This is a genomic window from Hamadaea tsunoensis DSM 44101 (genome assembly GCF_000428945.1).
Classification (GTDB): Bacteria; Actinomycetota; Actinomycetes; order Mycobacteriales; family Micromonosporaceae; genus Hamadaea; species Hamadaea tsunoensis.
In genome coordinates this window covers 457,201-476,827 of sequence record NZ_AUAX01000004.1, presented here as the reverse complement: position 1 = coordinate 476,827, position 19,627 = coordinate 457,201, and the positions used below count along the sequence as shown (strand labels likewise).

19 protein-coding genes are annotated in these 19,627 nt (G+C 71.5%); 12 read left to right on the top strand and 7 right to left on the bottom strand.

The annotated features are described in order from the left end of the window. The first annotated feature begins 141 nt into the window (after positions 1 to 141). A complete protein-coding gene (locus G401_RS0109810; RefSeq protein ID WP_245601671.1) occupies positions 142 to 1,254 on the top strand; it encodes a sensor histidine kinase in 1,113 nt (370 codons plus the stop codon). A 13-nt stretch (positions 1,255 to 1,267) separates the two neighbouring features. Next, on the top strand, positions 1,268 to 1,939 hold the full coding sequence (locus tag G401_RS0109805; protein ID WP_027342367.1) for a response regulator: 672 nt from the start codon (positions 1,268 to 1,270) through the stop codon (positions 1,937 to 1,939). Positions 1,940 to 2,091: 152 nt separating this feature from the next. Here G401_RS0109805 and G401_RS0109800 read toward each other — a convergent pair whose 3' ends face one another. Further along, complete coding sequence (locus G401_RS0109800) at positions 2,092 to 3,099, bottom strand: WD40/YVTN/BNR-like repeat-containing protein (RefSeq protein ID WP_245601670.1); 1,008 nt, start codon at positions 3,097 to 3,099, stop codon at positions 2,092 to 2,094. A gap of 244 nt (positions 3,100 to 3,343) precedes the next feature. On the opposite strand from G401_RS0109800, the gene G401_RS0109795 reads away from it, so the two are divergent. Further along, complete coding sequence (locus tag G401_RS0109795; RefSeq protein ID WP_051366419.1) at positions 3,344 to 3,760, top strand: FKBP-type peptidyl-prolyl cis-trans isomerase; 417 nt, start codon at positions 3,344 to 3,346, stop codon at positions 3,758 to 3,760. 63 nt (positions 3,761 to 3,823) lie between these two features. Further along, positions 3,824 to 4,735 (top strand): GNAT family N-acetyltransferase, encoded by a 912-nt coding sequence (locus tag G401_RS52545; RefSeq protein WP_051366418.1) that lies wholly within the window; start codon positions 3,824 to 3,826, stop codon positions 4,733 to 4,735. 1 nt (position 4,736) lies between these two features. Here G401_RS52545 and G401_RS0109785 read toward each other — a convergent pair whose 3' ends face one another. Further along, the gene (locus tag G401_RS0109785) at positions 4,737 to 5,231 is read right to left on the bottom strand and encodes a hypothetical protein (RefSeq protein ID WP_027342364.1); all 495 of its coding nucleotides are present in this window, start codon (positions 5,229 to 5,231) and stop codon (positions 4,737 to 4,739) included. A 61-nt stretch (positions 5,232 to 5,292) separates the two neighbouring features. Beyond that, positions 5,293 to 6,732 carry a DUF1996 domain-containing protein gene (locus G401_RS0109780; protein WP_084556995.1) on the bottom strand — a complete coding sequence of 480 codons (1,440 nt, stop codon included), beginning with the start codon at positions 6,730 to 6,732 and terminating at the stop codon, positions 5,293 to 5,295. 371 nt (positions 6,733 to 7,103) lie between these two features. Here G401_RS0109780 and G401_RS0109775 point away from each other — a divergent pair, with 371 nt between their 5' ends. From G401_RS0109775 to G401_RS0109765, 3 genes are all read left to right on the top strand, one after another. Next, entirely contained in the window at positions 7,104 to 8,534 is a 1,431-nt protein-coding gene (locus G401_RS0109775; RefSeq protein WP_051366417.1) for an MFS transporter, read from the top strand. A 292-nt stretch (positions 8,535 to 8,826) separates the two neighbouring features. Beyond that, the gene (locus tag G401_RS0109770) at positions 8,827 to 9,339 is read left to right on the top strand and encodes a SigE family RNA polymerase sigma factor (protein ID WP_027342361.1); all 513 of its coding nucleotides are present in this window, start codon (positions 8,827 to 8,829) and stop codon (positions 9,337 to 9,339) included. Continuing rightward, positions 9,336 to 10,682: a WD40 repeat domain-containing protein gene (locus G401_RS0109765; protein ID WP_157545530.1), complete on the top strand. Its 1,347-nt coding sequence runs from the start codon at positions 9,336 to 9,338 to the stop codon at positions 10,680 to 10,682. The genes G401_RS0109770 and G401_RS0109765 overlap by 4 nt, the downstream gene beginning before the upstream one ends. 29 nt (positions 10,683 to 10,711) lie before the next feature. On the opposite strand, the gene G401_RS0109760 is transcribed toward G401_RS0109765, so the two are convergent. Beyond that, positions 10,712 to 11,143 carry a VOC family protein gene (locus G401_RS0109760; RefSeq protein WP_027342359.1) on the bottom strand — a complete coding sequence of 144 codons (432 nt, stop codon included), beginning with the start codon at positions 11,141 to 11,143 and terminating at the stop codon, positions 10,712 to 10,714. A 62-nt stretch (positions 11,144 to 11,205) separates the two neighbouring features. On the opposite strand from G401_RS0109760, the gene G401_RS0109755 reads away from it, so the two are divergent. After that, positions 11,206 to 12,174: a helix-turn-helix transcriptional regulator gene (locus G401_RS0109755; protein ID WP_034591053.1), complete on the top strand. Its 969-nt coding sequence runs from the start codon at positions 11,206 to 11,208 to the stop codon at positions 12,172 to 12,174. A gap of 12 nt (positions 12,175 to 12,186) precedes the next feature. Beyond that, entirely contained in the window at positions 12,187 to 12,762 is a 576-nt protein-coding gene (locus G401_RS0109750) for a dienelactone hydrolase family protein (RefSeq protein ID WP_027342357.1), read from the top strand. Between the two features lie 179 nt (positions 12,763 to 12,941). On the opposite strand, the gene G401_RS0109745 is transcribed toward G401_RS0109750, so the two are convergent. After that, on the bottom strand, positions 12,942 to 13,388 hold the full coding sequence (locus G401_RS0109745) for a group II truncated hemoglobin (RefSeq protein ID WP_027342356.1): 447 nt from the start codon (positions 13,386 to 13,388) through the stop codon (positions 12,942 to 12,944). A 117-nt stretch (positions 13,389 to 13,505) separates the two neighbouring features. On the opposite strand from G401_RS0109745, the gene G401_RS44635 reads away from it, so the two are divergent. Beyond that, on the top strand, positions 13,506 to 14,783 hold the full coding sequence (locus G401_RS44635; RefSeq protein ID WP_034591052.1) for a serine hydrolase domain-containing protein: 1,278 nt from the start codon (positions 13,506 to 13,508) through the stop codon (positions 14,781 to 14,783). A gap of 31 nt (positions 14,784 to 14,814) precedes the next feature. On the opposite strand, the gene G401_RS44630 is transcribed toward G401_RS44635, so the two are convergent. Further along, positions 14,815 to 16,074 (bottom strand): MFS transporter, encoded by a 1,260-nt coding sequence (locus G401_RS44630; RefSeq protein ID WP_051366442.1) that lies wholly within the window; start codon positions 16,072 to 16,074, stop codon positions 14,815 to 14,817. 105 nt (positions 16,075 to 16,179) lie between these two features. Between G401_RS44630 and G401_RS0109730 the strand changes: the two genes are divergently transcribed. After that, positions 16,180 to 16,419, top strand: coding sequence for a DUF6343 family protein (locus G401_RS0109730; RefSeq protein WP_027342355.1), 240 nt, complete (start codon positions 16,180 to 16,182; stop codon positions 16,417 to 16,419). Between the two features lie 25 nt (positions 16,420 to 16,444). Here G401_RS0109730 and G401_RS52540 read toward each other — a convergent pair whose 3' ends face one another. Further along, positions 16,445 to 17,308 (bottom strand): LysR family transcriptional regulator, encoded by an 864-nt coding sequence (locus G401_RS52540; RefSeq protein ID WP_051366416.1) that lies wholly within the window; start codon positions 17,306 to 17,308, stop codon positions 16,445 to 16,447. Positions 17,309 to 17,415: 107 nt separating this feature from the next. Between G401_RS52540 and metE the strand changes: the two genes are divergently transcribed. Then, entirely contained in the window at positions 17,416 to 19,566 is a 2,151-nt protein-coding gene (gene metE, locus G401_RS0109720; RefSeq protein WP_027342354.1) for a 5-methyltetrahydropteroyltriglutamate--homocysteine S-methyltransferase, read from the top strand. Positions 19,567 to 19,627: the final 61 nt, after the last annotated feature.

Below are 19,627 nucleotides of genomic sequence, written 5' to 3'. Positions count from 1 at the left end.
AGCAACCTATTCGCGGTGGGGGCCGGCGGTCGTCACGCCGCAGCGTGGTCTGTCCGGGACCCGGCGTCCCCCGCGCGGGGGAGTAGCTTACCCCTGGTGCGATGGACGACAGCCGCGTCGGAGCAGGTCAGAATGGCTGGCATGAGGTGGGTGCCGTTGGCCGCGCTGGCGCTGTCCGCCATCGCCCTGTTCGAGGTCACCGCCGACGGCCCGCTGGAGCCGGATCAGGCCGTGCTCGCGTCGCTCCTGGCGCTCGGCATGACCGCCCCGCTTGCCCTCGCCCGGCTCTGGCCGCTGGTCGCCGCACTGCTGAGCGGGCTCGCCGCGGTCGCCACGCTCACCGTCGGCGACCAACCCCCGGTGGCCGGCGCGCTTGCCCTCGTCGCGCTCTACACCATCGCGGGAGTACGCCGAAAGCTGTGGACCCTCCTGCTGCTCCTGCTGCCCCTGGCCGTGTACGCGCTGATCTCGGCCCAGGCGCCGGACGGCGGCAACCGGACGACGGCCGGGTTCGTGCTGACCGCGGCGGCGCTCGGCGGTGCGGCCGGGGCGGCCTGGCGGTTGCGGGCGGAGCTGCGGCGCAGTTCCGCCGTCGAACGGGCGGCCCAGGACTCCTACCTCGAACACATCGCCCGCGGGGAGCGGGCCCGGATCGCCCGGGAACTCCACGACGTCGTGGCCCACCACATCTCGATGATCGCCGTGCAGGCCGAGGCCGCCCGGCTCACCACGCCGGGCCTGCCGCCCGAAGGGGCCAAGCGGCTCGTCGCGATCGGGGACACGGCGCGTACCGCGCTGACGGAGATGCGGCGGCTGCTCGGCGTACTGCGCGAGGACGCGGACGCCGCCGTCGAGCCGAACCGCCGCCCCCAGCCCGGCCTCGGACAGCTCAACGACCTCCTCGACGAGGTACGCGCCCTCGGCCAGGGCAGTACGCGCCTCATCGTCAGAGGGGCCGTGGCACCACTGGATCAGGGAATCGAGCTCACCGCGTACCGGATAGTGCAGGAGGCGCTGACGAACGCCCGGCGGCATGCCGCGGGGGCCGCCGTCGACGTGGAGCTGCATTACCGCGACGACGCCCTGGTCGTGCGGGTACGCGACAGCGGGCCCGGACCGGGCGTGCAGGGCAGCGGCCACGGCCTCGCCGGGATGCGCGAGCGGGCGACGATGGCGGGCGGCTCGCTGGAGACCAGAATGGGGCCGATGGGCGGCTTCGTGGTGGAAGCCGTGCTGCCGAAGGGAACCGTATGAGCGGGGGAGCGGCATGAGCCCGACCCGGATCGTGGTGGTCGACGACCAGGACGTGGTACGCGCGGCGTTCGGCGCGCTGCTGGCCACGCAGCCGGACTTCGCGGTGGTCGGCGACGCGGCCGACGGCGCCCAGGCCGTCGGGGTCTGCCGCGACCGGCGCCCCGACGTGGTCCTCATGGACATCCGGATGCCGGTCGTGGACGGGATCGAGGCGACCCGCCGCATCCTCGCCGAGAACGGCCCCGACGGACCCCGCGTCCTCATCCTGACCACGTTCGACCTCGACGAGCACGTCTACGACGCGCTGTCCGCCGGGGCGAGCGGATTCCTGCTCAAAGACGTCACCGCCGAGCGGCTGTTCGACGCCGTCCGGGTCGTCGCGGCCGGGGAGGCACTGCTGGCCCCGACGGTGACCCGGCGGCTGGTGGCGGAGTTCGCGAAACTGCGCGTACGCCGCCCGGCTCCGGCCGTGGAGTTCTCGGCGCTCACGCCGCGGGAGACCGAGGTGCTGCGGCTCATCGCGGCCGGACTGTCCAATCAGGAGATTGCCGGCCGGCTGGTGGTCGGCGAGGAGACCGTCAAGACCCACGTCAGCCGGGTGCTCTACAAGCTCGGCCTGCGCGACCGCATCCAGGCCGTCGTCCTGGCCTACGAGTCCGGCCTCATCACCCCCGGCGACCGCTGACCCCCGTACCCCCGCGCCCCCGCGCCGCCCGCGCCGCCCCCGCCGTGCGCCACCCCCTCTTGCGACGATCTTGCGCGAATGTCCGGGCTATTCCGGCATAGCGGACGAAATTCGGGGCATTCGCGCAAGATCGTCGGAACTCAGGGGGGGGGTCAGAGGGTGAGGCGGGTTACGCGGCCGGCGGCGCCGGACGCCCAGCAGGCGCCGTCGCGGGTGCAGTCCACCCCGTGCAGGCTGCCCGTGTCGAAGCCGTGCCAGGTCTGGCCGCCGTCGTAGGTGATGTCGCTGCCAGTCGGGCCGACCGCGATCGCCACCCCGGCGATGTTCGTCCACGCCACACCGCTGCGGTACGCGCCCGGCACGGTCCGGCCGACCGTCCAGGTACGCCCGCCGTCCCGGGAGACCGCGGCCCCGTCGGGAGCGGAGTCCGGAGTGGTGTAGTCGCCGCCGACGATGATCCCGTGGCGCGGGTCGCGGAAGGCGACGGAGTAGATCCCGGCGCTGGCCCCGGACGGGACCGGCGTGTCCGTGACCGACCAGGTACGCCCCCGGTCGTTCGACCGGTAGACGCGGGCCGCGCTGCCGCCGCCCGAGGCGAACCAGGCGTGCTCGCCGCCGGACACGGTCAGGCAGGTGCCGCTCGCCGCGAAGGCGAACTCGCCGGCCAGCGCCGCGGGCATCCCGGTGTCCGGCGCGACCGCCCAGGTACGCCCGCCGTCGCTCGTCGCGAGGATGCGGAACTTGCCGTCCACCGGGTCGGACAGGGCGATGCCGTGCCGGCGGTCGAAGAAGGCCATGCAGTCGTAGAACGCGGCGGCCTCGGTGTTGCGGAACGTCTCGGTCCAGTGCGCGCCGCCGTCGCTGGTGACGTAGAAGCGGAACGCGTCGGTGGTGTCGCCGATGGACATCAGGACCGCGTGGTCGGCGTCGAACGCCTCGATGTCGCGGAACTGCAGCTCGGCGGTTCCCGGCGGCCCCACGTGCGACCAGGTACGCCCGCCGTCGAGCGTACGCAGGACCTCGCCTTCGCTGCCGCTGGCCCAGGCGACCCGGCGGCTGACCGCGGACAGGCCGCGCAGGCTGCTCGCCGAGCCGGTGCTGAAGTCCTGCCAGGAGGGGACGGGGGTGGGGTGGGCCTCGGCGGGCGCGGGGGAGATCACGACCACGAGGGTAGCCGCGGCCAGTACGGAAAAGATCGTCGATAGACGGCTCATGAGGTCCGAACATACCGTTTCCGGCCCTGGACGGCAGAGGTGTCCGAATCGACGCCGGCTCCCGGCGCCCGGCGGTCCGCGCCTGTACCCTCGCGGGGTGCGGATCATTCAACGCGTCCTCGCCGGGCTGGCGCTCGGCGGACTGCTCGCAGCCGGAGTGGCCGGCTGCGGTGGCGGCGGGGACACCCAAATGAAAGGCGGAGGTGGCGTGAACGTCAGCACTGATCTGTCCAAGAAGCCGGAGATCGCCTTCAGCGACGCGGCGGCCAAGCCGTCGACGCTGCAGGTGACCGACATCGTGGAGGGCAGCGGCCCGGCCGCCAAGGACGGCGACGCGGTGTCGGTGCAGTACGTCGGCGTCTCCTGGTCGTCGCAGAAGCAGTTCGACGCCTCGTGGGACCGTGGCGCGCCGTTCACGGTGTCGCCGCTCGGCCGCGCGCGCGTCATCGACGGCTGGAACCAGGGTCTGGTCGGGGCGAAGGCCGGCGGTCGCCGCCTCATCGTCATCCCGCCGAACCTGGGCTACGGCGCGGCCGGTGCCGGCGGCGTGATCGGCCCGAACGAGACGCTCGTGTTCGTGGTCGACGTGGTGTCCATCAACGCCTGAGGCTGCCCGCGACGATCCCCGCCCGGCGTCCCCGGGCGGGGATCGTTTTGCTATAGAGAGACCGTGCAGAACCGCCCGTACGCCGACGCCGATCTCGTGACGCTCCAGGACACCGTGGCCGGCTGGATCGCCGCCGCCGGGCGGTGCGCGTACGACCATGTGGGGGAGCTGCCGCACCGGATCTACGAGAACCTGCGCGGCCGGCGACCGGTCGGCGAACTCGTCCAGGTCTTCGAGGGGGGCGGGCAGGTCCTCGGGATCTCCATCGCGCTGCGGTTCGGGTGCGCCTTCGACGTCTTCGCCGCGCCCGCCGTGCGGGGATCCGAGGCCGAACTGGCCATGCTGCGGCACGCGTACGCGGTCACCGACGCGTACGCCGATCCGGCCGAGGAGCACGTCCTGACCGACGCGTACGACTGCGACGGCGTACGCGGGGAACTGTTGCGACGCTTGGGTTTCGAGCGCTTCCGAACGTGGGACGACGTGACCGAGGTACGCCTGGGTGCGAACCCGGCCGAGACAGCTCCGGCCGAGGTGATGCCGGCCGGGTTCCGGATCCGCTCCGCGCGCCTGGCGGACGCCGGCGGCCTGGCCGAGGCCCGCAACGCGGCGTTCGGCGCGTTCTGGACCGGCGACGCGTACCGGGAGGTCATGACCGGGCCGGGCTTCGACCCCGCGCGGGAGATCGTGGCCGAGGCGCCGGACGGCCGGATCGCCGCGTTCGCCGTGTACTGGACCGACCTTCGCAACCGGCTCGGGCACTTCGAACCGGTCGGCACCCATCCGGACTTCCAGCGCCGGGGCCTCGGCCGGGCCGTGCTCGCCGAGGGGCTGCGCCGGATGCGGGCGGCCGGCATGACGACGGTGTCGGTGAACCACGACGCCGACAACGCGCCCGCCGCCGGGCTCTACCGGTCGCTCGGCTTCGCCCCTGTCACCCGGACCTCGGGCTACCGGCGTCGCCGCGACCGGTGACTCAGCTGTTCTCGGTCCAGCAGTGCATCACCGTCGTGACGATCGACAGGGCCGCGCGTACCTTCGTGATCGGCGGATTGCCGAACTTGTCGGGCAGGGCGCTGACGTCGGCGTACAGGACCTTGGCGTCCTTGCGCAGGTAGATCGACCCGTCGGCGACCGAGAACGCCGCCTCGCCGATGCCGGGCAGTTCCGTGCGAGCGGTGGCCGCGTTCCGGCGCTCCTCGTAGTACGCCGTGGCCGCCGCCTTGTCGGGCAGTTCCCGGATCGTCAGCGTGAACCGGCCGTCGGGGTACGCGTACACGCAGGTGTAGGTGGGCGGGGTCCACGTGCCCTGCGGCTGGGCGTCGACCCCGAGGGCGGCGGCGAGTTCCTCGCGCACCTCCTGCTCGCAGACCATGCGGGTGAGGGCGTCGGGACCGGCCGGTGGCGCGGGGGCGGGGCTGGAACAGGCCGCGAGGGCGACGGCGGCGAGGACGGTGAGCAGGCGGCGCACGGTTACTCCGGAGAGGAGGGAGCCGCCGCACCGGCGTGCGGCGGCTCGATCGATCGGTCGGTTACGGCAGCTGGTACTGGGCGTTGAGGACGGCGCCCTTCTCGGGGTGCTCCTGGTCGTAGCCGTGCGGGTCGCACTGCAGGCCGCCCACGATGCAGTGGGTGACCATCGCGGCCAGGGTGGCCGGGTCCCAGGCGTTGAAGAAGTCGTAGTGGAACGAGTAGCCCCGCCCGCTCGACAGCCGGATCTGCGACAGGTCGGTGCCCGCCGGGAAGGCCATCTTGAACTCGATCATCGGCAGCGCCACCGGGTGCGAGATGGTGCAGCGCCCGTTGACCGGGTACGCCATGTGCCCGATGTGGTCGGGGGTGTCCAGGTACTTGCCGTCCCAGCAGCTCGGTGCCTGCAGGCGGATGTTGACCTGGGTGCCGGCCGGGCAGCTGAGCGGGAAGTCGGCGTTGTGGTAGCTCTCGCCGCACTCCCAGCCCTCGACCACGCCGGGGAAGTTCATGAACTCCAGGGCGTTGGTCTTCGGCGTGTTCACCACGTAGCGCAGGCCCAACGGGAACGTGCGCACGCTGGTGTAGTCGATCAGGTTGGTCTTGTAGTAGATGACCTGCGGCCCGACCGGCTCCACCGCGGTGCTGCCGTTGTACATGGTGGGCATCCAGTACGCGGCCTTGTCGCCGGGGGCCAGGCACGACGTGGACGTGGCCGCCTGCAACGACGCCAGCGTGCTGTTGGCGTTGGTGCTGGTGTTGCCCATGAACGTGTGCATGTGGGACGCGCCGGGCTGGCCCGGGAAGACGATCGGGTCGTCCGGCAGGTCCTTCACGACCGAGCAGTTCGTCTGGAATTCGTGGAAGTACGCGTGCGGCGGGTTGGCCTGGGACGCGGTCGTGGTGACCTGCGGGTTGGCCAGGACCCAGCCGGACGTCGGCAGGGCGACGTAGGAGCCGTAGACCTGGAACTCCCACAGCGAGTAGCCGTAGCCGGTGCCGCGCTGGGTCAGGTTGAGGCGGACGAAGCGGCCGGTGCCGGTCACGTTGAGCGTCTGCACGCCGCCCGGACCGGCCGTGGTCGTGTACGCGTTCGTCCAGGTCAGATCGTCGGCCGAGGTCTGGATCTGGAAGGACTTGCCGTAGGCGTTCTCCCAGCGCAGGACGACCTGGGTGATGTTCGCGGAGAAGCCCAGGTCGACCTCCAGCCACTGGGCGTCGGTGGGCTGGCTGGCCCACCGGGTGGCGGTGTTGCCGTCGACCGCCGCGTTGGCCGCGGTCCCGCCGTTCTCCAGGGACGACGCGTACGTCGGCCGGTCCTGGGACAGCAGGACGGAGGCGGCTTCGGCGTGGGTCGCCGGGCCGATCACGGTGGCGGTCACGAGCGCGGCCGCGAGGACGGCGGCCGCGCGCTTGAAGGTCGTGCTGAATCTGTCGGCGGCGAAGCCCCGACGGGCGGGGTCCGCCGTCCGGGCAGGGTCGGAGAGAGGCACGGGTGTCATGAGTCGACTCCTCGGGCAAAGAGGCGTACAGGGTGACGTGGTGCGAGCGTGGAGAGCGCTCTCCGGATTAGGTACCTTTGTACGCTCGCGATGTACGGGCGTCAATCCTGTTGCCGCAGTCGTTGCCATCGCGCCGGCGCTCAAAATGACCATCAAAGGTGTGAATCGCTTCTCGAGCTCCGTGCCATCCTGGCCGGAAGGCCCCTTCTTTCGACGTTGATTGGAGAGCGCTCTCCATTCTCGTGCTCCCGGCGGCTCCGAAGTTCTCGAAGAAATCTCGGCGGCCGGTGTCGGATCGGGCCGGACGCGTTCGTAGTGGGGGACGAGAGGCCGCCCAGGAGCGGCGCCCCGGTACGGAAGGACGTTCCACCATGACTGCCACGACGCAGCCGCGCACAGTGGTCACACCCCGCCCCAGCCGCCTGATCTGGGCGATCCTGGGGCTTGTCCTGCTGGCCGACGCCCTCGACGTGATCGATGCGACCGTCACGAACATCGCCGCCCCCACCATCGCCGCCGACCTTCACGGCGGCGAGAGTCTGATCAAATGGCTGGGGCCGGCGTACATGCTCGCGATGGGGGTGCTGCTTCTGGTCGGCGGGCGGCTGGGCGACAAGTTCGGGCAGCGCCGGCTCTTCCTGATCGGCATGGGCGGGTTCACCCTGGCCTCGGCGGTCGCCGGCTTCTCGCCCGACCCGACCCTGCTCATCGCCGCCCGGGTCGCGCAGGGCGCGTTCGGGGCACTCCTCCTGCCGCAGGGCATGGCGATCATGGCGAAGACGTTCGACCGCGACATGCTCGCCAAGGCGTTCGGGCTCTTCGGCCCGGTTCTCGGTCTGTCCAGTGTCGTCGGCCCGGTCCTGGCCGGCTTCATCATCAGCGCCGACCTGTTCGGACTGTCCTGGCGCCCGATCTTCCTCGCCAACATCGTCCTCGGCGCCGTCGGACTGGTCCTGGCCGCCCGGATCCTGCCGCGGGACGACGACGGCGACCGGTCCACCGTGGTCGACGGCTGGGGCTCCGGCCTGCTGGCGGTGACCATGATCGGGCTGCTGTACGGCCTGATCGACGGCTCGACCAACGGCTGGAGCGCCCTGCCGGTCGGCTCGGTCACCGTCGGCGTCCTCTTCCTCGCCGCCTTCGCCTACCGGCAGCGGACCGCGGCCCACCCGCTCATCAAGGCCTCGCTCCTGAAGAACCGGGGCTTCACCTCCGGGATGCTCGTCGGCCTGGTCGCCTTCGCCGCCGGCACCGGCCTGATCTTCGTGCTGTCGCTGTTCCTGCAGGAAGGGCTGCACGCCGGCCCGCGGGACGCCGCGCTCGCGCTGGTCCCGCTCACCCTGGGACTCATCGGCGCCTCGTTCGCGGCCATGGGCGGACTGGTCGCCAAGCTCGGCCGCAGGCTCGTCTTCCTCGGTCTCACGGTCGTCCTCGCCGGTTGCGGCGGGGTCCTGGCCCTCGTCGAGCACTCCGGGACCGACCTGAGCCTGTGGGCACTGGCCCCGGCACTGCTCGTCATCGGCGTCGGGCTCGGACTCTGCTTCACCACGATCCCGACCGTCGCCCTGGGCGACGCGCGGCCCGACGAGGCCGGCAGCGCCAGCGGCTCGCTCAGCTCGATCCAGCAGCTGTCCTCGGCGATCGGCTCGGCCGCCGTCACGTCCGTCTTCTTCCAGGCCGCGACCGCCGGACCGGCCCACGCGATGAGGGTCACCCTGCTCGTCGTCCTCGCCGCCACCGCGCTCAGCATCCCGGTCGCCGCGCTGATGCCCCGCCAGGCGGCGCAGGAACCGGGCCACTGACCGGACTTTCCCTGCCCGGCGCCACCCTTCCGGCGCCACTGATCCACCGGCCGGCCGACGGCGTGTTCCCCCCACCCGCCGGCCGGCCGGTGCCCGGTCGGGCGACGCAGAATTCGTTGCCCTCCGGGTCGGCCATCGTCACCCAGGTGTGCGGCCCCTGGCGTCCCTCCCACAGCCGCGTCGCCCTGCGGGCTACCGGCTGATCGGCTTCAAACAAGCGACCCGGCCGCCCCTCCAATGGACACCTTCGGCGCGTGTATCTTCCTGTGCCAGTGATTTCGATGTGCCAGTGATGACAGCCGGTCCTGCGGATTCGTTCCGGGAGTATGTGCACGCGCGCCTGGGGGTGCTCGTGCGTGCGGCGTTCCTGCTGACAGGCGACTCGTATCTGGCGGAGGACCTGGTCCAGCAGACGTTGGCCAAGGTCGCTTCCCGCTGGGAGCAGATCGTCGCGGAGGGCAACCCGGACGCCTACGTGCGGCGCGTCCTGTACCACCAGCATGTCTCCTGGTGGAGAAGGTGGCGACGGGAGCCGCTGCCGGTCGCCGCCGTGCCGGAGGTCGCCGGGGCGGACCCGCACGGGCCGGCGACGACGGCGATCGCCGTTCGTCAGGCGCTGGCCAAACTGGCCCCCAAACAGCGGGCCGTGCTGGTGCTGCGCTACTTCGAGGACTTGACCGAAGCTCAGGCGGCACAGGTCCTCGGTGTATCGACGGGCACCGTGAAGAGCCAGACCCGTGATGCGCTGGCCCGGCTGCGTTCCATCGCCCCAGAACTGGCTGACCTGCAGGAGGTGTCGAGATGACTGCAACGCTGCATCGAGCTCTGGTCGATCTCGCCGGCGAGGCTCCCGACATGCGTATGCCGGAAGACCTCTGGCGGCGCGGACGTCGCATCCGCCGGCGGCGCCGGGCCGCAGGGATTCTCGCCTGCCTGTTGGTGAGCGTGACCGCGATGTGGCTGCCGTGGCCGAACGCGACCGGGTCGCGGTTCGCGGGTACCGACGACCGTACGCTGCCGACCTGGGTCGCTCAGCCGTACCTGTGGCAGCAGACGTTCAGCGAGGATCCGAACGGGCCGGCGAAGCTTGTGTTCGAGACAGGGCACAGTCTCGATCTGGAGCCGTCACTGGTGGTCGTGGGCCAGGACGACTCCTTCCGGCTGATCTATCACGACCCCGGCGAGTGGACCGGCAGTTTGTCGCCGGACGGCCGCTACTTCCTGGGCGACAACCTTGTCGACCTGGTCACCGGGCAGTCCCGCAAGCTCAGTCCTGCCGTTTCGTCGGCCTGGCCGGCCGTGTGGTCGCCCGACAGCCGAAGCGCCGTGGCCGTTGTCGGGAAGGACGACGTAGTGCCGACCACCGGCCCGACCGGTGAGCGCATCAACGATCCGACACGCTTGGACAACATCGTCATCGTCAGCGTGCCGGACGGCAGCCTACGGGTCGTCCACGTCGCTGAGGCAGACGTCTTCCGGGCGGCGTTCTCGCCTGACGGCACCCGGCTCGCCATCACCGTCGGCCGTGACCGACAAAACCAGGAGTTGCTGATCCTCGACGTTGCGACCGGCACGGTGCAACGTACGCTGCCGCTCGGCGAGCGGCAGCAGATCGCGGGCAGCGCCGCCTGGTCGCCGGATGGCAGACGACTGATCCTCACCTTCACCGAGGGATGCCCGACGTCGCCGTCCTGCGACGGGTCCATCCCCGAACAATCGGCCCTGCAGCGGTTCCACCTGCAGTATCTCGATGTCGACACAGGAACGGTCACGGACGAGGCGGTCCGTGGCCGGCCGGATCGGCCGGAGCTCATCGCGTGGCGGCAAGGCGCTCCGGTCCTGTCGGTGACCAACGACGTCGACAACTCCTGCGCCATCGTGCGTCTCCCGGACGGTGGGAGCCCCGAGGCTCTTCCATTGCGGGCAGCGGGGTACGGGTGCCCGCAGTATCCCCGCAACGCACTGGAACAGTGGCCCCTCGACGGCCCACAGCTGAGGCCGTCGCCGTGGCAAGCGCAGAACTGGGCGTACATCGCGCTGGGGCTCGTCGTACTGGCCTGCGTGGGGCTCGTTGTGAAGCTGCGCCGGCGGTGGAGACGGCGGTCGACGACATGGCGTGCCAGGATCGCCCCTGATCCGCCGCGATAGCCTGGGCCGACCCGGCCGGGCCTCAGATATCAGGCCACGCAGAATTCGTTGCCCTCCGGATCGGCCATCGTCACCCAGGTGTGCGGCCCCTGGCGCCCCTCCCACAGCCGCGTCGCGCCGCGGGCGACCAGCTTGGCGACGACCTCGTCCCGGTCGTCGTCCCCGATGCGTACGTCGAGGTGCATCCGGTTCTTGACCGTCTTGCCCTCCGGCACGAGCTGGAACAGCACGCGCGGCGCGGTGCCGAGCCCGTCGGGATGCCGGATCGCCTGGCCCTCGCGCCACACCAGGACACCGCCGTGCGTCGTGGTGTCCGCCTCGCTCGCGTGCCCTTCGGCGACCATGCGCCGGATGAAGTCCTCGTCGGACGGCTCGACCTGCCAGCCGAGCGTCTCGGCCCACCAGTCGGCCTGGTCGTGCGGGTGGGCGCTGTCCTGAACCACCTGGAATGTGTAAGCCATGACCTCACCATAGGGCGGATTGCGGTCAGTTCCGGTCCGCTATCCGTGGCACGATCGAAATCGTGCTCACCACCTCGGCGCGACTGCTACGCCTGCTGACCCTGCTGCCGACCCGACCGGAGTGGGCCGGACCCGAGCTGGCCGGGCGGCTGGAGGTCACCGAGCGCACACTGCGCCGCGACATGACCCGGCTGCGCGATCTCGGCTACCCGGTCGCGGCCAGCCGGGGCGTCGGCGGCGGCTACCGGCTCACGGCCGGCACCGCGCTGCCCCCGCTCGCCCTCGACGACGAGGAGGCCGTCGCGCTGGTGCTCAGCCTGCGCTCGGCGACCGGCCTGGCCGAGCCCGCGCAGCGTACGCTGGCCAAACTGGAGCGCATCCTGCCCGCCCGGTTGCGGCGGCGGGCCCGGGCGGTCGGCGCGGCCACCGAGGCCCTGCCCAACCCGGCGGCCGCCATCGACGGGGAACTGCTCGCGATCCTCGCCGAGGCGTGCGAGCACCACGAGCGCCTCGGCTTCGGGTACCGCGACCACGGCGGCACGCTCACGGAACGGACCGTCGAACCGCACCGCATCGTCCACTCCGGACGCCGCTGGTACCTCGTCGCCCGCGACCTCGACCGCGACGACTGGCGTACGTTCCGCGCGGACCGGATCAGCGGCCCGCGCGGCACCGGCGTCCGCTTCACCCCGGTCGACCCGCCCGACGCCGCCGCGTACGTGGCCGACTCCATCACCAGCGGCCCCTACCGGCATCAAGCCACGATCCAGGTGTACGCCCCGGCGGCGGCCGTCGCCGCGAAGGTGCCCCCGACGGTGGCGGTCGTCGAGGACGTGGACGGCCGTAGCTGCCTGCTGCGCATCGGTGCCGACTCGCTCGGCCTGATCGCGCTGCACATGGCGCTGCTCGGCCCCGCGTTCCGGGTCCTCGGCCCACCGGAGCTGGTCGCGGAGATGACCCTGCTCGCCGATCGCCTCCAGGACGGGGTGAACCGATCGCGGATCCCGACGGAAGATGTCGGGAATTCGTGAAAAACTCGGCCCATGGCTGACGTACTCCTGTTCCACCATTCCCTCGGCCTCACCCCCGGCGTGCGCGCGTACGCCGAGGCGCTGCGCGAGGCCGGGCACACCGTTCACCTGCCGGACCTCTTCGACGGGCAGGTGTTCCCGACGATCGACGAGGGCATGGCGTACCTGCGCGGCAAGGGTTTCGGCGAGATGATCGGCAAGGGCGCCGCGGCCGCGGAGGGGCTGCCCGACAACCTCGTGTACGCCGGGTTCTCCTTCGGCGTCATGGCGGCGCAGCTGCTCGCCCAGACCCGGCCGGGCGCGCGGGGTGCGCTGTTCTACTACTCCGCCGCGCCGCCGTCGGAGTTCGGCGGCGACTGGCCGGCCGGCGTACCGGTGCAGATCCACGCGACCGACCAGGACCCGTTCTTCGTCGGCGAGGGCGACATCGAGTTCGCCCGGCAGATCGTCGAGCAGGCCGCGGACGGCGAGCTGTTCCTCTACCCGGGTGAGCACCACCTGTTCGCCGACAGCAGCATCGACCAGTACGACGAGAAGTCGGCCGCGCTGGCGCTGGAGCGATCGCTCGCCTTCCTCGACCGGATCTAGACCGTCTCGTCATTCAGAACGCTGCTGAAACCGCGCAGCGCCCGTGCGGCCGCCCCAAGATCCGGTTTGGATCACGGTTTTCACCCGAATCATGGCCCAAGATTCGGGTGATTTCCCTGATCCAAACCGGATCTTGAGGCGGGTGCGGGTGCGGGTGCGGGCGGGGAAGGTGGGGTGGGTCAGGGTTGTAGGCCGGTCCAGGACCAGCGGGGGAGCGGCAGTCCTTCCGGGACGTCTTCGGCGGGGTCGTGGTACCGGTTCATCGTGGTCGTGGTCGCCCACGCGAAGTAGTCGTGCAGCACCTGGCGCAGCGGGTCCTCGGTGATCCCGACGTCCGTCAGCGCCTCGTCGAAGCAGGCGATCGCCCGCCGGTCCATCTCCGTGTGCTCGCCGTTGCCGCTGTGCCTGCGCACGACCGACGACTCGTCGCCGTAGACGCCCGTGTACGCGACCGGCCCGCCGAGCGCCTCGGCCCAGTATGCCGCCAGCCGCTCGGTGTGATCGGGCTTGAACCCGTGGTGGAACGCGTGCGCGACGACCTCGTCGGCGAGGACCCGGCGATGCCACGCGTCGGCCAGCCGGAGCATGCCCTCGGTACCGCCGGCCGCTTCGAAGACGGTCTCCATGAAGTCAGCATGCCATCGATCGCCGGGGACGACCGCCCCGACGACAATCCGGAATCGCGGGTCTTGCGACCTTTGCCGCTTTTACCATCGTGGAGGGTCACGACGGAAGAGGGTGCGATGGGCGAACGGCGTACGCGGGCGGTCGTGGCGATGGCCGTTCTGGGTGCCGGCCTGCTGCTCGGCCCGGCGATCGTCCACACGGCACCGACGCCGAAGCCGACGCTGGCTCCGGCGCCGGCATCGCCAGGCCCGGCGTCCGCCGAGGCCGCCCGGATCGCGTCGATGATCCGGGGAGCGATGGCCGGCAGTTCGCTGAGATCCTTGCTGGTCAAGGTGACCAGGGGCGATACGGTCGTCGTCGAGCGGGCGTTCGGCGAGTCGCTGGACGGCGTACCGGCGACGACGGACATGCGGTTCCGCAACGGCGCGGTGGCGTTCGCGTACATCGGGACGCTGCTGATGCTCCTGGTCGAGGAGCACGCCGTCGGCCTCGACGACACGATCCGGCGCTGGGAGCCGAATCTGCCCGAGGCGGACAAGGTCACGCTGAAGATGCTCGCCAACCAGACGTCCGGCTATCCCGACTACGAATCCGACCCCCGGTGGCTGGCCGACTTCAACGCCGATCCGTTCCAGTCGTGGAGCTACGAGCGCCGGCTCGCGTACGCCTTCCGCCGGCCGGTGGTGTTCCCGCCCGGCACCGGCTGGAGCTACGCCCACACCAACTTCATGATCCTCGGCGAGATCCTGGCCAAGGTGGGCGGGAAGCCGCTCGACCGACTGCTCCGGGAGAGAGTGCTGGTGCCGATGGGGCTCACCGGCACGACCGCTTCGGACACCGGGTCGGTGCCGGAGCCGGCGCTGCACGCGTACAGCTCGGAGCGGCGCTCGGCCCTGGGCGTCCCGGCGACGCGCGGCTTCTACGAGGAGGCCACCTACTGGAACGCGGACTGGGGTACGCCCACCGGCGCCAGCGAGACGAGCACGATCGACGACCTGGCGACCACGGCCGTCGCGGTGGGCACCGGGAAGCTGCTGACCTCCGAGAGCTACCACGCGATGACCGACCCGCTGCTGATGGGCGTCGGTCGCAAGCAGGCGAACTGCGTACCGTCGTGCTTCACGCAGCAGACCGCGTACAACTACGGGCTGGGGATCGTGCGCTCGGGCGACTGGATCCTGCAGAACCCCCTCCTGGGCGGGTACGCGGCGACCGAGGCGTACCTGCCGCAGGAGGGGATCGGGATCTCGGTGGCGGTGACCTTCCTGCCGGGCGCCTTCGACTGCCAGGGGAACTATCCGAACGCGAGCGACACGGTGTTCCGGGCGATCGGCCGGTATCTGGCGCCCGGCGATCCGCCGCCGGCCGTCCCGCCGTTCCACAAGAGCTGCTGACCGGTCCGGACGGCGGGGATCAGGCGGTTCGTCAGGCCGGGGCGGTCACTTCCCCGAGCGGCCGCATGTCGCGTACGCCCTTGCTGAAGGTGGCCGCCACGGCGGAGACCGCGAGGATCGCGCCGAACGCCAGGACCGTCCCGGGGCCGCCCCACCACTGGACGAAGAGGCCGCCGAGCAGCGAGGCGAGGCTCGCGAGGCTCATCGCGAGCAGCATGATCACGGACATCACGCGGCCCTGGAGCCGGTCGGGCGTGACCGCCGCCTGGTAGCCGAAGAGCGCGGCGTTGCAGGCCGGTCCGAACGCGATGGCCAGGGCGATCGGCGCCGCGACCAGGATGGACCCGGTGAGCAGCGCGGCGACCGCGAACAGCGCGACGCCGATCCAGCAGATGCCGAAGACGAGCCAGCGCAGCGGGACACGACGGGCCAGGGCGGGGGCGAGCAGCGCACCGGCGAGCAGGCCGACCGCGACGATCGTCTCGGTGGTGCCGATGAGCGCCGGGGACACGCCCTGCTGCTGCAGGATCACGATGATCGCGAACAGGATGCCGTTGAACGCGAGGTTGATCGGCGGCGCGATCAGCAGCACCGAGCGCAGGAACGGCTGGGTGAGCGTGAACCGCACACCCTCGATCATCTCCCGTACCGGGTGCTCGCGCGCCTCGGTCCGCTCCTGCTGCATCGGGCGCCGGATCAGCGCGATCCCGATGAAGGACAGCAGGTAGGACACCGCGTCCGCGAAGAACGGGACCGCGCGGCCGGCCGCGTACAGCAGGCCGCCGATCGGGGGTCCCACGAGGGACACGGTCGCTTGGCGGGCCTCGTTGCGCGCGGTCGCGTCCGGCACCTGGACCAGCGGCACGACGTTGCGGACCGCGCTGAACTGCGCGTTCTCATGGGCCACGTTGAACACCGCCACCAGGGACGCGGTGATGACGATCCACGCCAGCGTCACCCGGTCGGTCACCACGGCGAAACCCAGCAGGGCGTACGCGAAGAGCCGCACCGCGTCGCAGATCAGCATCAGCCTGCGCCGGTCCATCCGATCCGTGAGTACGCCGGCCGGCAGCTGGCAGGCGAGGCGTACCACGGCGGAGGCGGTCCCGACGACGCCGGCCTGGATCGGCGAGCGGGTGATGCCGAGGGTGAGCAGCGGCAGGGCAAGGTTCGACATGGCCGAACCGAGGCCCGACAGCGCCTGGCTGGTCCACAGCAGATTGAAGGCGCGGTTGCGCCACAGGCTCGGCGGTGGCGGGTCGGCGATCTCGACGGTGGGGGTGACTGTCATGATCACTAGTGTGATGTCATGAGTGATGTCACGCAAGACGTCTTTCTGACATCATAGATGGACGGAGAGTATCGGCGGAGGCGTATCGGGGGAAGAATGGGGGGCATGACCGAGCCGCGCGACGCGCGGAGCGCGCTGAACCTCCGCCTGGTGTTCGCCAGCTTCGGGCTGATCCTCAGCCTGCCGCTGGCGGTGTGGGCCGCCTTCGCCGGCTGGGTGGTTCCGGCGATCCTGCTGGGCGTCCTCGCGCTCATCGCCCTGGTGGACCTGTTCGTCATCCAGCACCGGCGGCGGCAGCGCTACCACGAGGAGCCGAAGGGCACGCACCACTCGCTGTTCGAATGAGCCCGTCGCCGTTCGAATCAGCAGCTCAGATGGTCCGCAGCATCTCCTGCACCGCCTGGACCAGCGCGACGACCTCGGGACCGGCCCGCTCGGGCGACCAGGCCAGCCCGAACGTGAACGCCAGGTCGACGCCGTCGAGCCGGACGAAGGCGAGGTCGGGCCGGCGTACCGTGTCGGCGGTCAGGCGGGGGACCGGCAGCAGTCCACGCCCGGCGGCCACCAGGTCCAGGCCGGCGCTCACGTCGTCGCCGACCGCCACCAGGCGCGGATGCTCGACGGTCCGGCTCGCCCGCGGCCACAACGGCTGCGGGATCAGCAGCTCGTGCTGGAAGAGCTGGGCCGGGCGTACGCCGGTGGACGTGGCCAGGGCCGACGCGGCGGGCACGGCCAGATGCGTGACCGGTACGCGGAACCGGGCGGTCGACGCGAACCCCGGCGGGAACGGCGTGTGCAACAGCGCCGCCGCGACCTCGGCCCGCTGGAGCGCCTCGGCGGCGGCCGTCCCGCCGAGCGGCACGAGATCCACCGCGACCGCCGGTTTGCGCTGGGACAACCGCCGGGCCGTCCGCGCGGCCAGCGTACCGACGAGGGGTGCATAAGCGAGCCTGATACCCGACGGTTCGGTCGTCGACCACCGGGCGGCCTCGGCCGTGAACGCGGCGACCTGGTCCAGCACCGCCTCCGCCGGACCCAGCAGCGTACGCCCGGCCTCGGTCAGCTCGACCGTCCGGCTGGTCCGGTGCACGAGGCGTACGCCCAGCTCGCGTTCGAGGCGCGCGACGGCCTGGGAGACCGCCGGCTGCGTGACCCCGAGCTCGACGGCCGCCCGCGAGAAGCTCGCCCGCCGCGCCACCGCGGCGAACGCGGCGAGATCCGGCAGCGTCGGCACAGCTGTCCATCCTGCCGTACCGGCCATAAGGGCCGCTGATGGATCCCACGCGCGCCAGGCGGTGTCGGGCAACCTGTGGACCCACACCGGACGCAAAGGAGAGTTCCATGTACGGCAGCACGGTCCTCGGCTACCCCCGCATCGGCGCGCGGCGCGAGATCAAGCAGGCGCTCGAGGCGTACTGGTCAGGACGGACGGCGAGAGACGCGTTGCTGGCGGCCGGCCGTGACGAGCGCCGCCGCACCTGGCTGCGGCTGGCCGAGCTGGGCCTGACCGCGCCGCCGTCGAACACCTTCTCGTTCTACGACCAGGTGCTGGACACCGCGGTGCTGGTGGGCGCGGTGCCGGAACGCTTCCGCGGCCTCGACCCGCTGGACGCGTACTTCGCGATGGCGCGGGGGAACGGCACCCTCGCGCCGTTGCGCATGACCAAGTGGTTCGACACGAACTACCACTACATCGTGCCCGAGCTGGACGAGGACACCCCGTTCGTCCTCCACCCGGACAAGCCGCTGTCCGAGTGGGTCGAGGCCCGCGACCTCGGCCTCGACACCCGGCCCGTCCTGCTCGGCCCGGTCACCTTCCTCCTGCTCGCCAAGGGCTCGCCGCTGCACCGGCTGCCGGAACTCCTCTCCGTGTACGCGGACCTGCTCGGCCTGCTCGCGGCGGCCGGAGTCCGCTGGGTGCAGTTCGACGAGCCGGCCCTCGCCGGTGACCGGACCGCCGAGGAGATCACGGCGGCGCAGGAGGCGTACGCCGTCCTGGGCGGGGTGGCGGACCGGCCGCGGATCGTGGTCGCCGGCTACTTCGGAGAACTGCGCGAGGCCCTGCCGGCGTTGGCGCGTACGCCGATCGAGGGCCTGGCTCTGGACCTGGTCCGCGGTGACCTGCCGGCGGACCTGGAACCGTTGCGGGGCAAGACGATTTTCGCGGGCGTGGTGTCCGGCCGGGACGTGTGGCGCACGGACCCGGCGGTTGCCGCGACGCTGGCGCGGCTGGCCGAGGTGGGCGAGGTGGTCGTGTCCAGCTCGTGTTCGCTGCAGCACGTGCCCTACGACCTGGACCTGGAGCCGGACCTCGACCCGGAACTGCGCGACCGGCTCGCGTTCGCCGAGCAGAAGGTCGCGGAGATCGTCGCCCTGTCCCGGGGGGTCGCCCTCCCGCCCGTCGTCTCGGCGCCGCCCTCGGTCCCGTCGCCCTTCGTCCCGCCGGTGCGAAGCCCCTATCCCGTACGCGCCGCGGCCCAGGCGGCGCGCCTGCAGCTGCCGCCCGTGCCGACCACGACCATCGGCAGCTTCCCGCAGACCGACGACGTTCGCCGGGCGCGCGCCGGTCTCGCCGCCGGCCACCTGTCGGCGGACGCGTACACGCAACGGATCCGGGCGGCCATCGCCCGCGCCGTCCACGTCCAGGAGGACCTCGGCCTCGACGTGCTCGTGCACGGCGAACCCGAGCGCAACGACATGGTCCAGTACTTCGCGGAGAACCTCGACGGCTTCGCGGTCACCCGCAACGGCTGGGTCCAGTCGTACGGCTCCCGCTGCACCCGCCCGCCGATCATCCACGCCGACGTGCGGCGGCCCAAGCCGATCACGCTCGACTGGATCTCCTACGCGCAGTCGCTGACGGCCAAGCCGGTCAAGGGCATGCTCACCGGCCCGGTCACGATCGTCGCGTGGTCCTTCGTCCGCCGGGACCTGCCCGTCCGCGCGGTCGTCGAGCAGGTCGCCCGCGCGCTGCGCGCCGAAGTCGACGATCTCGTCCGCGCCGGGGCCGCCGTCATCCAGGTCGACGAGCCCGCCCTGCGGGAACTGCTCCCACTGCGGGTGTCCGAACAGGACGCGTACCTCGCCTGGGCCGTCGACGCCTACCGGTACGCGACGGGCGGCGTACCCGACGACGTCCAGATCCACACGCACCTCTGCTATTCGCAGGTGGAGGACATCCTGGCGGCGGTGGAGATGCTCGACGCCGACGTGACCACCGTGGAATCCGCCCGATCCGGAGACGTCGTGCTGTCGGCCGCCTCGTCCTTCAGCCGCGGGCTGGGACCGGGCGTCTACGACATCCATTCGCCGCGCGTACCGGGGGTCGCCGAGATCACGGCACGGCTGTCGAAGGCGGTCGCGGGCCTCGGCGGGGACCGGGCCTGGGCGAATCCGGACTGCGGCCTCAAAACCCGCACGTACGCGGAGGTGGAAGCGGCACTGGGGAACCTGGTGGCGGCCGCCCGCCACATCCGCACGACCCTCTCTTGATTCCGTTTGCTTGATCCCGTCGGCTTGATCCCGTCGGCTTGATCCCGTCGGCTTGATCCCG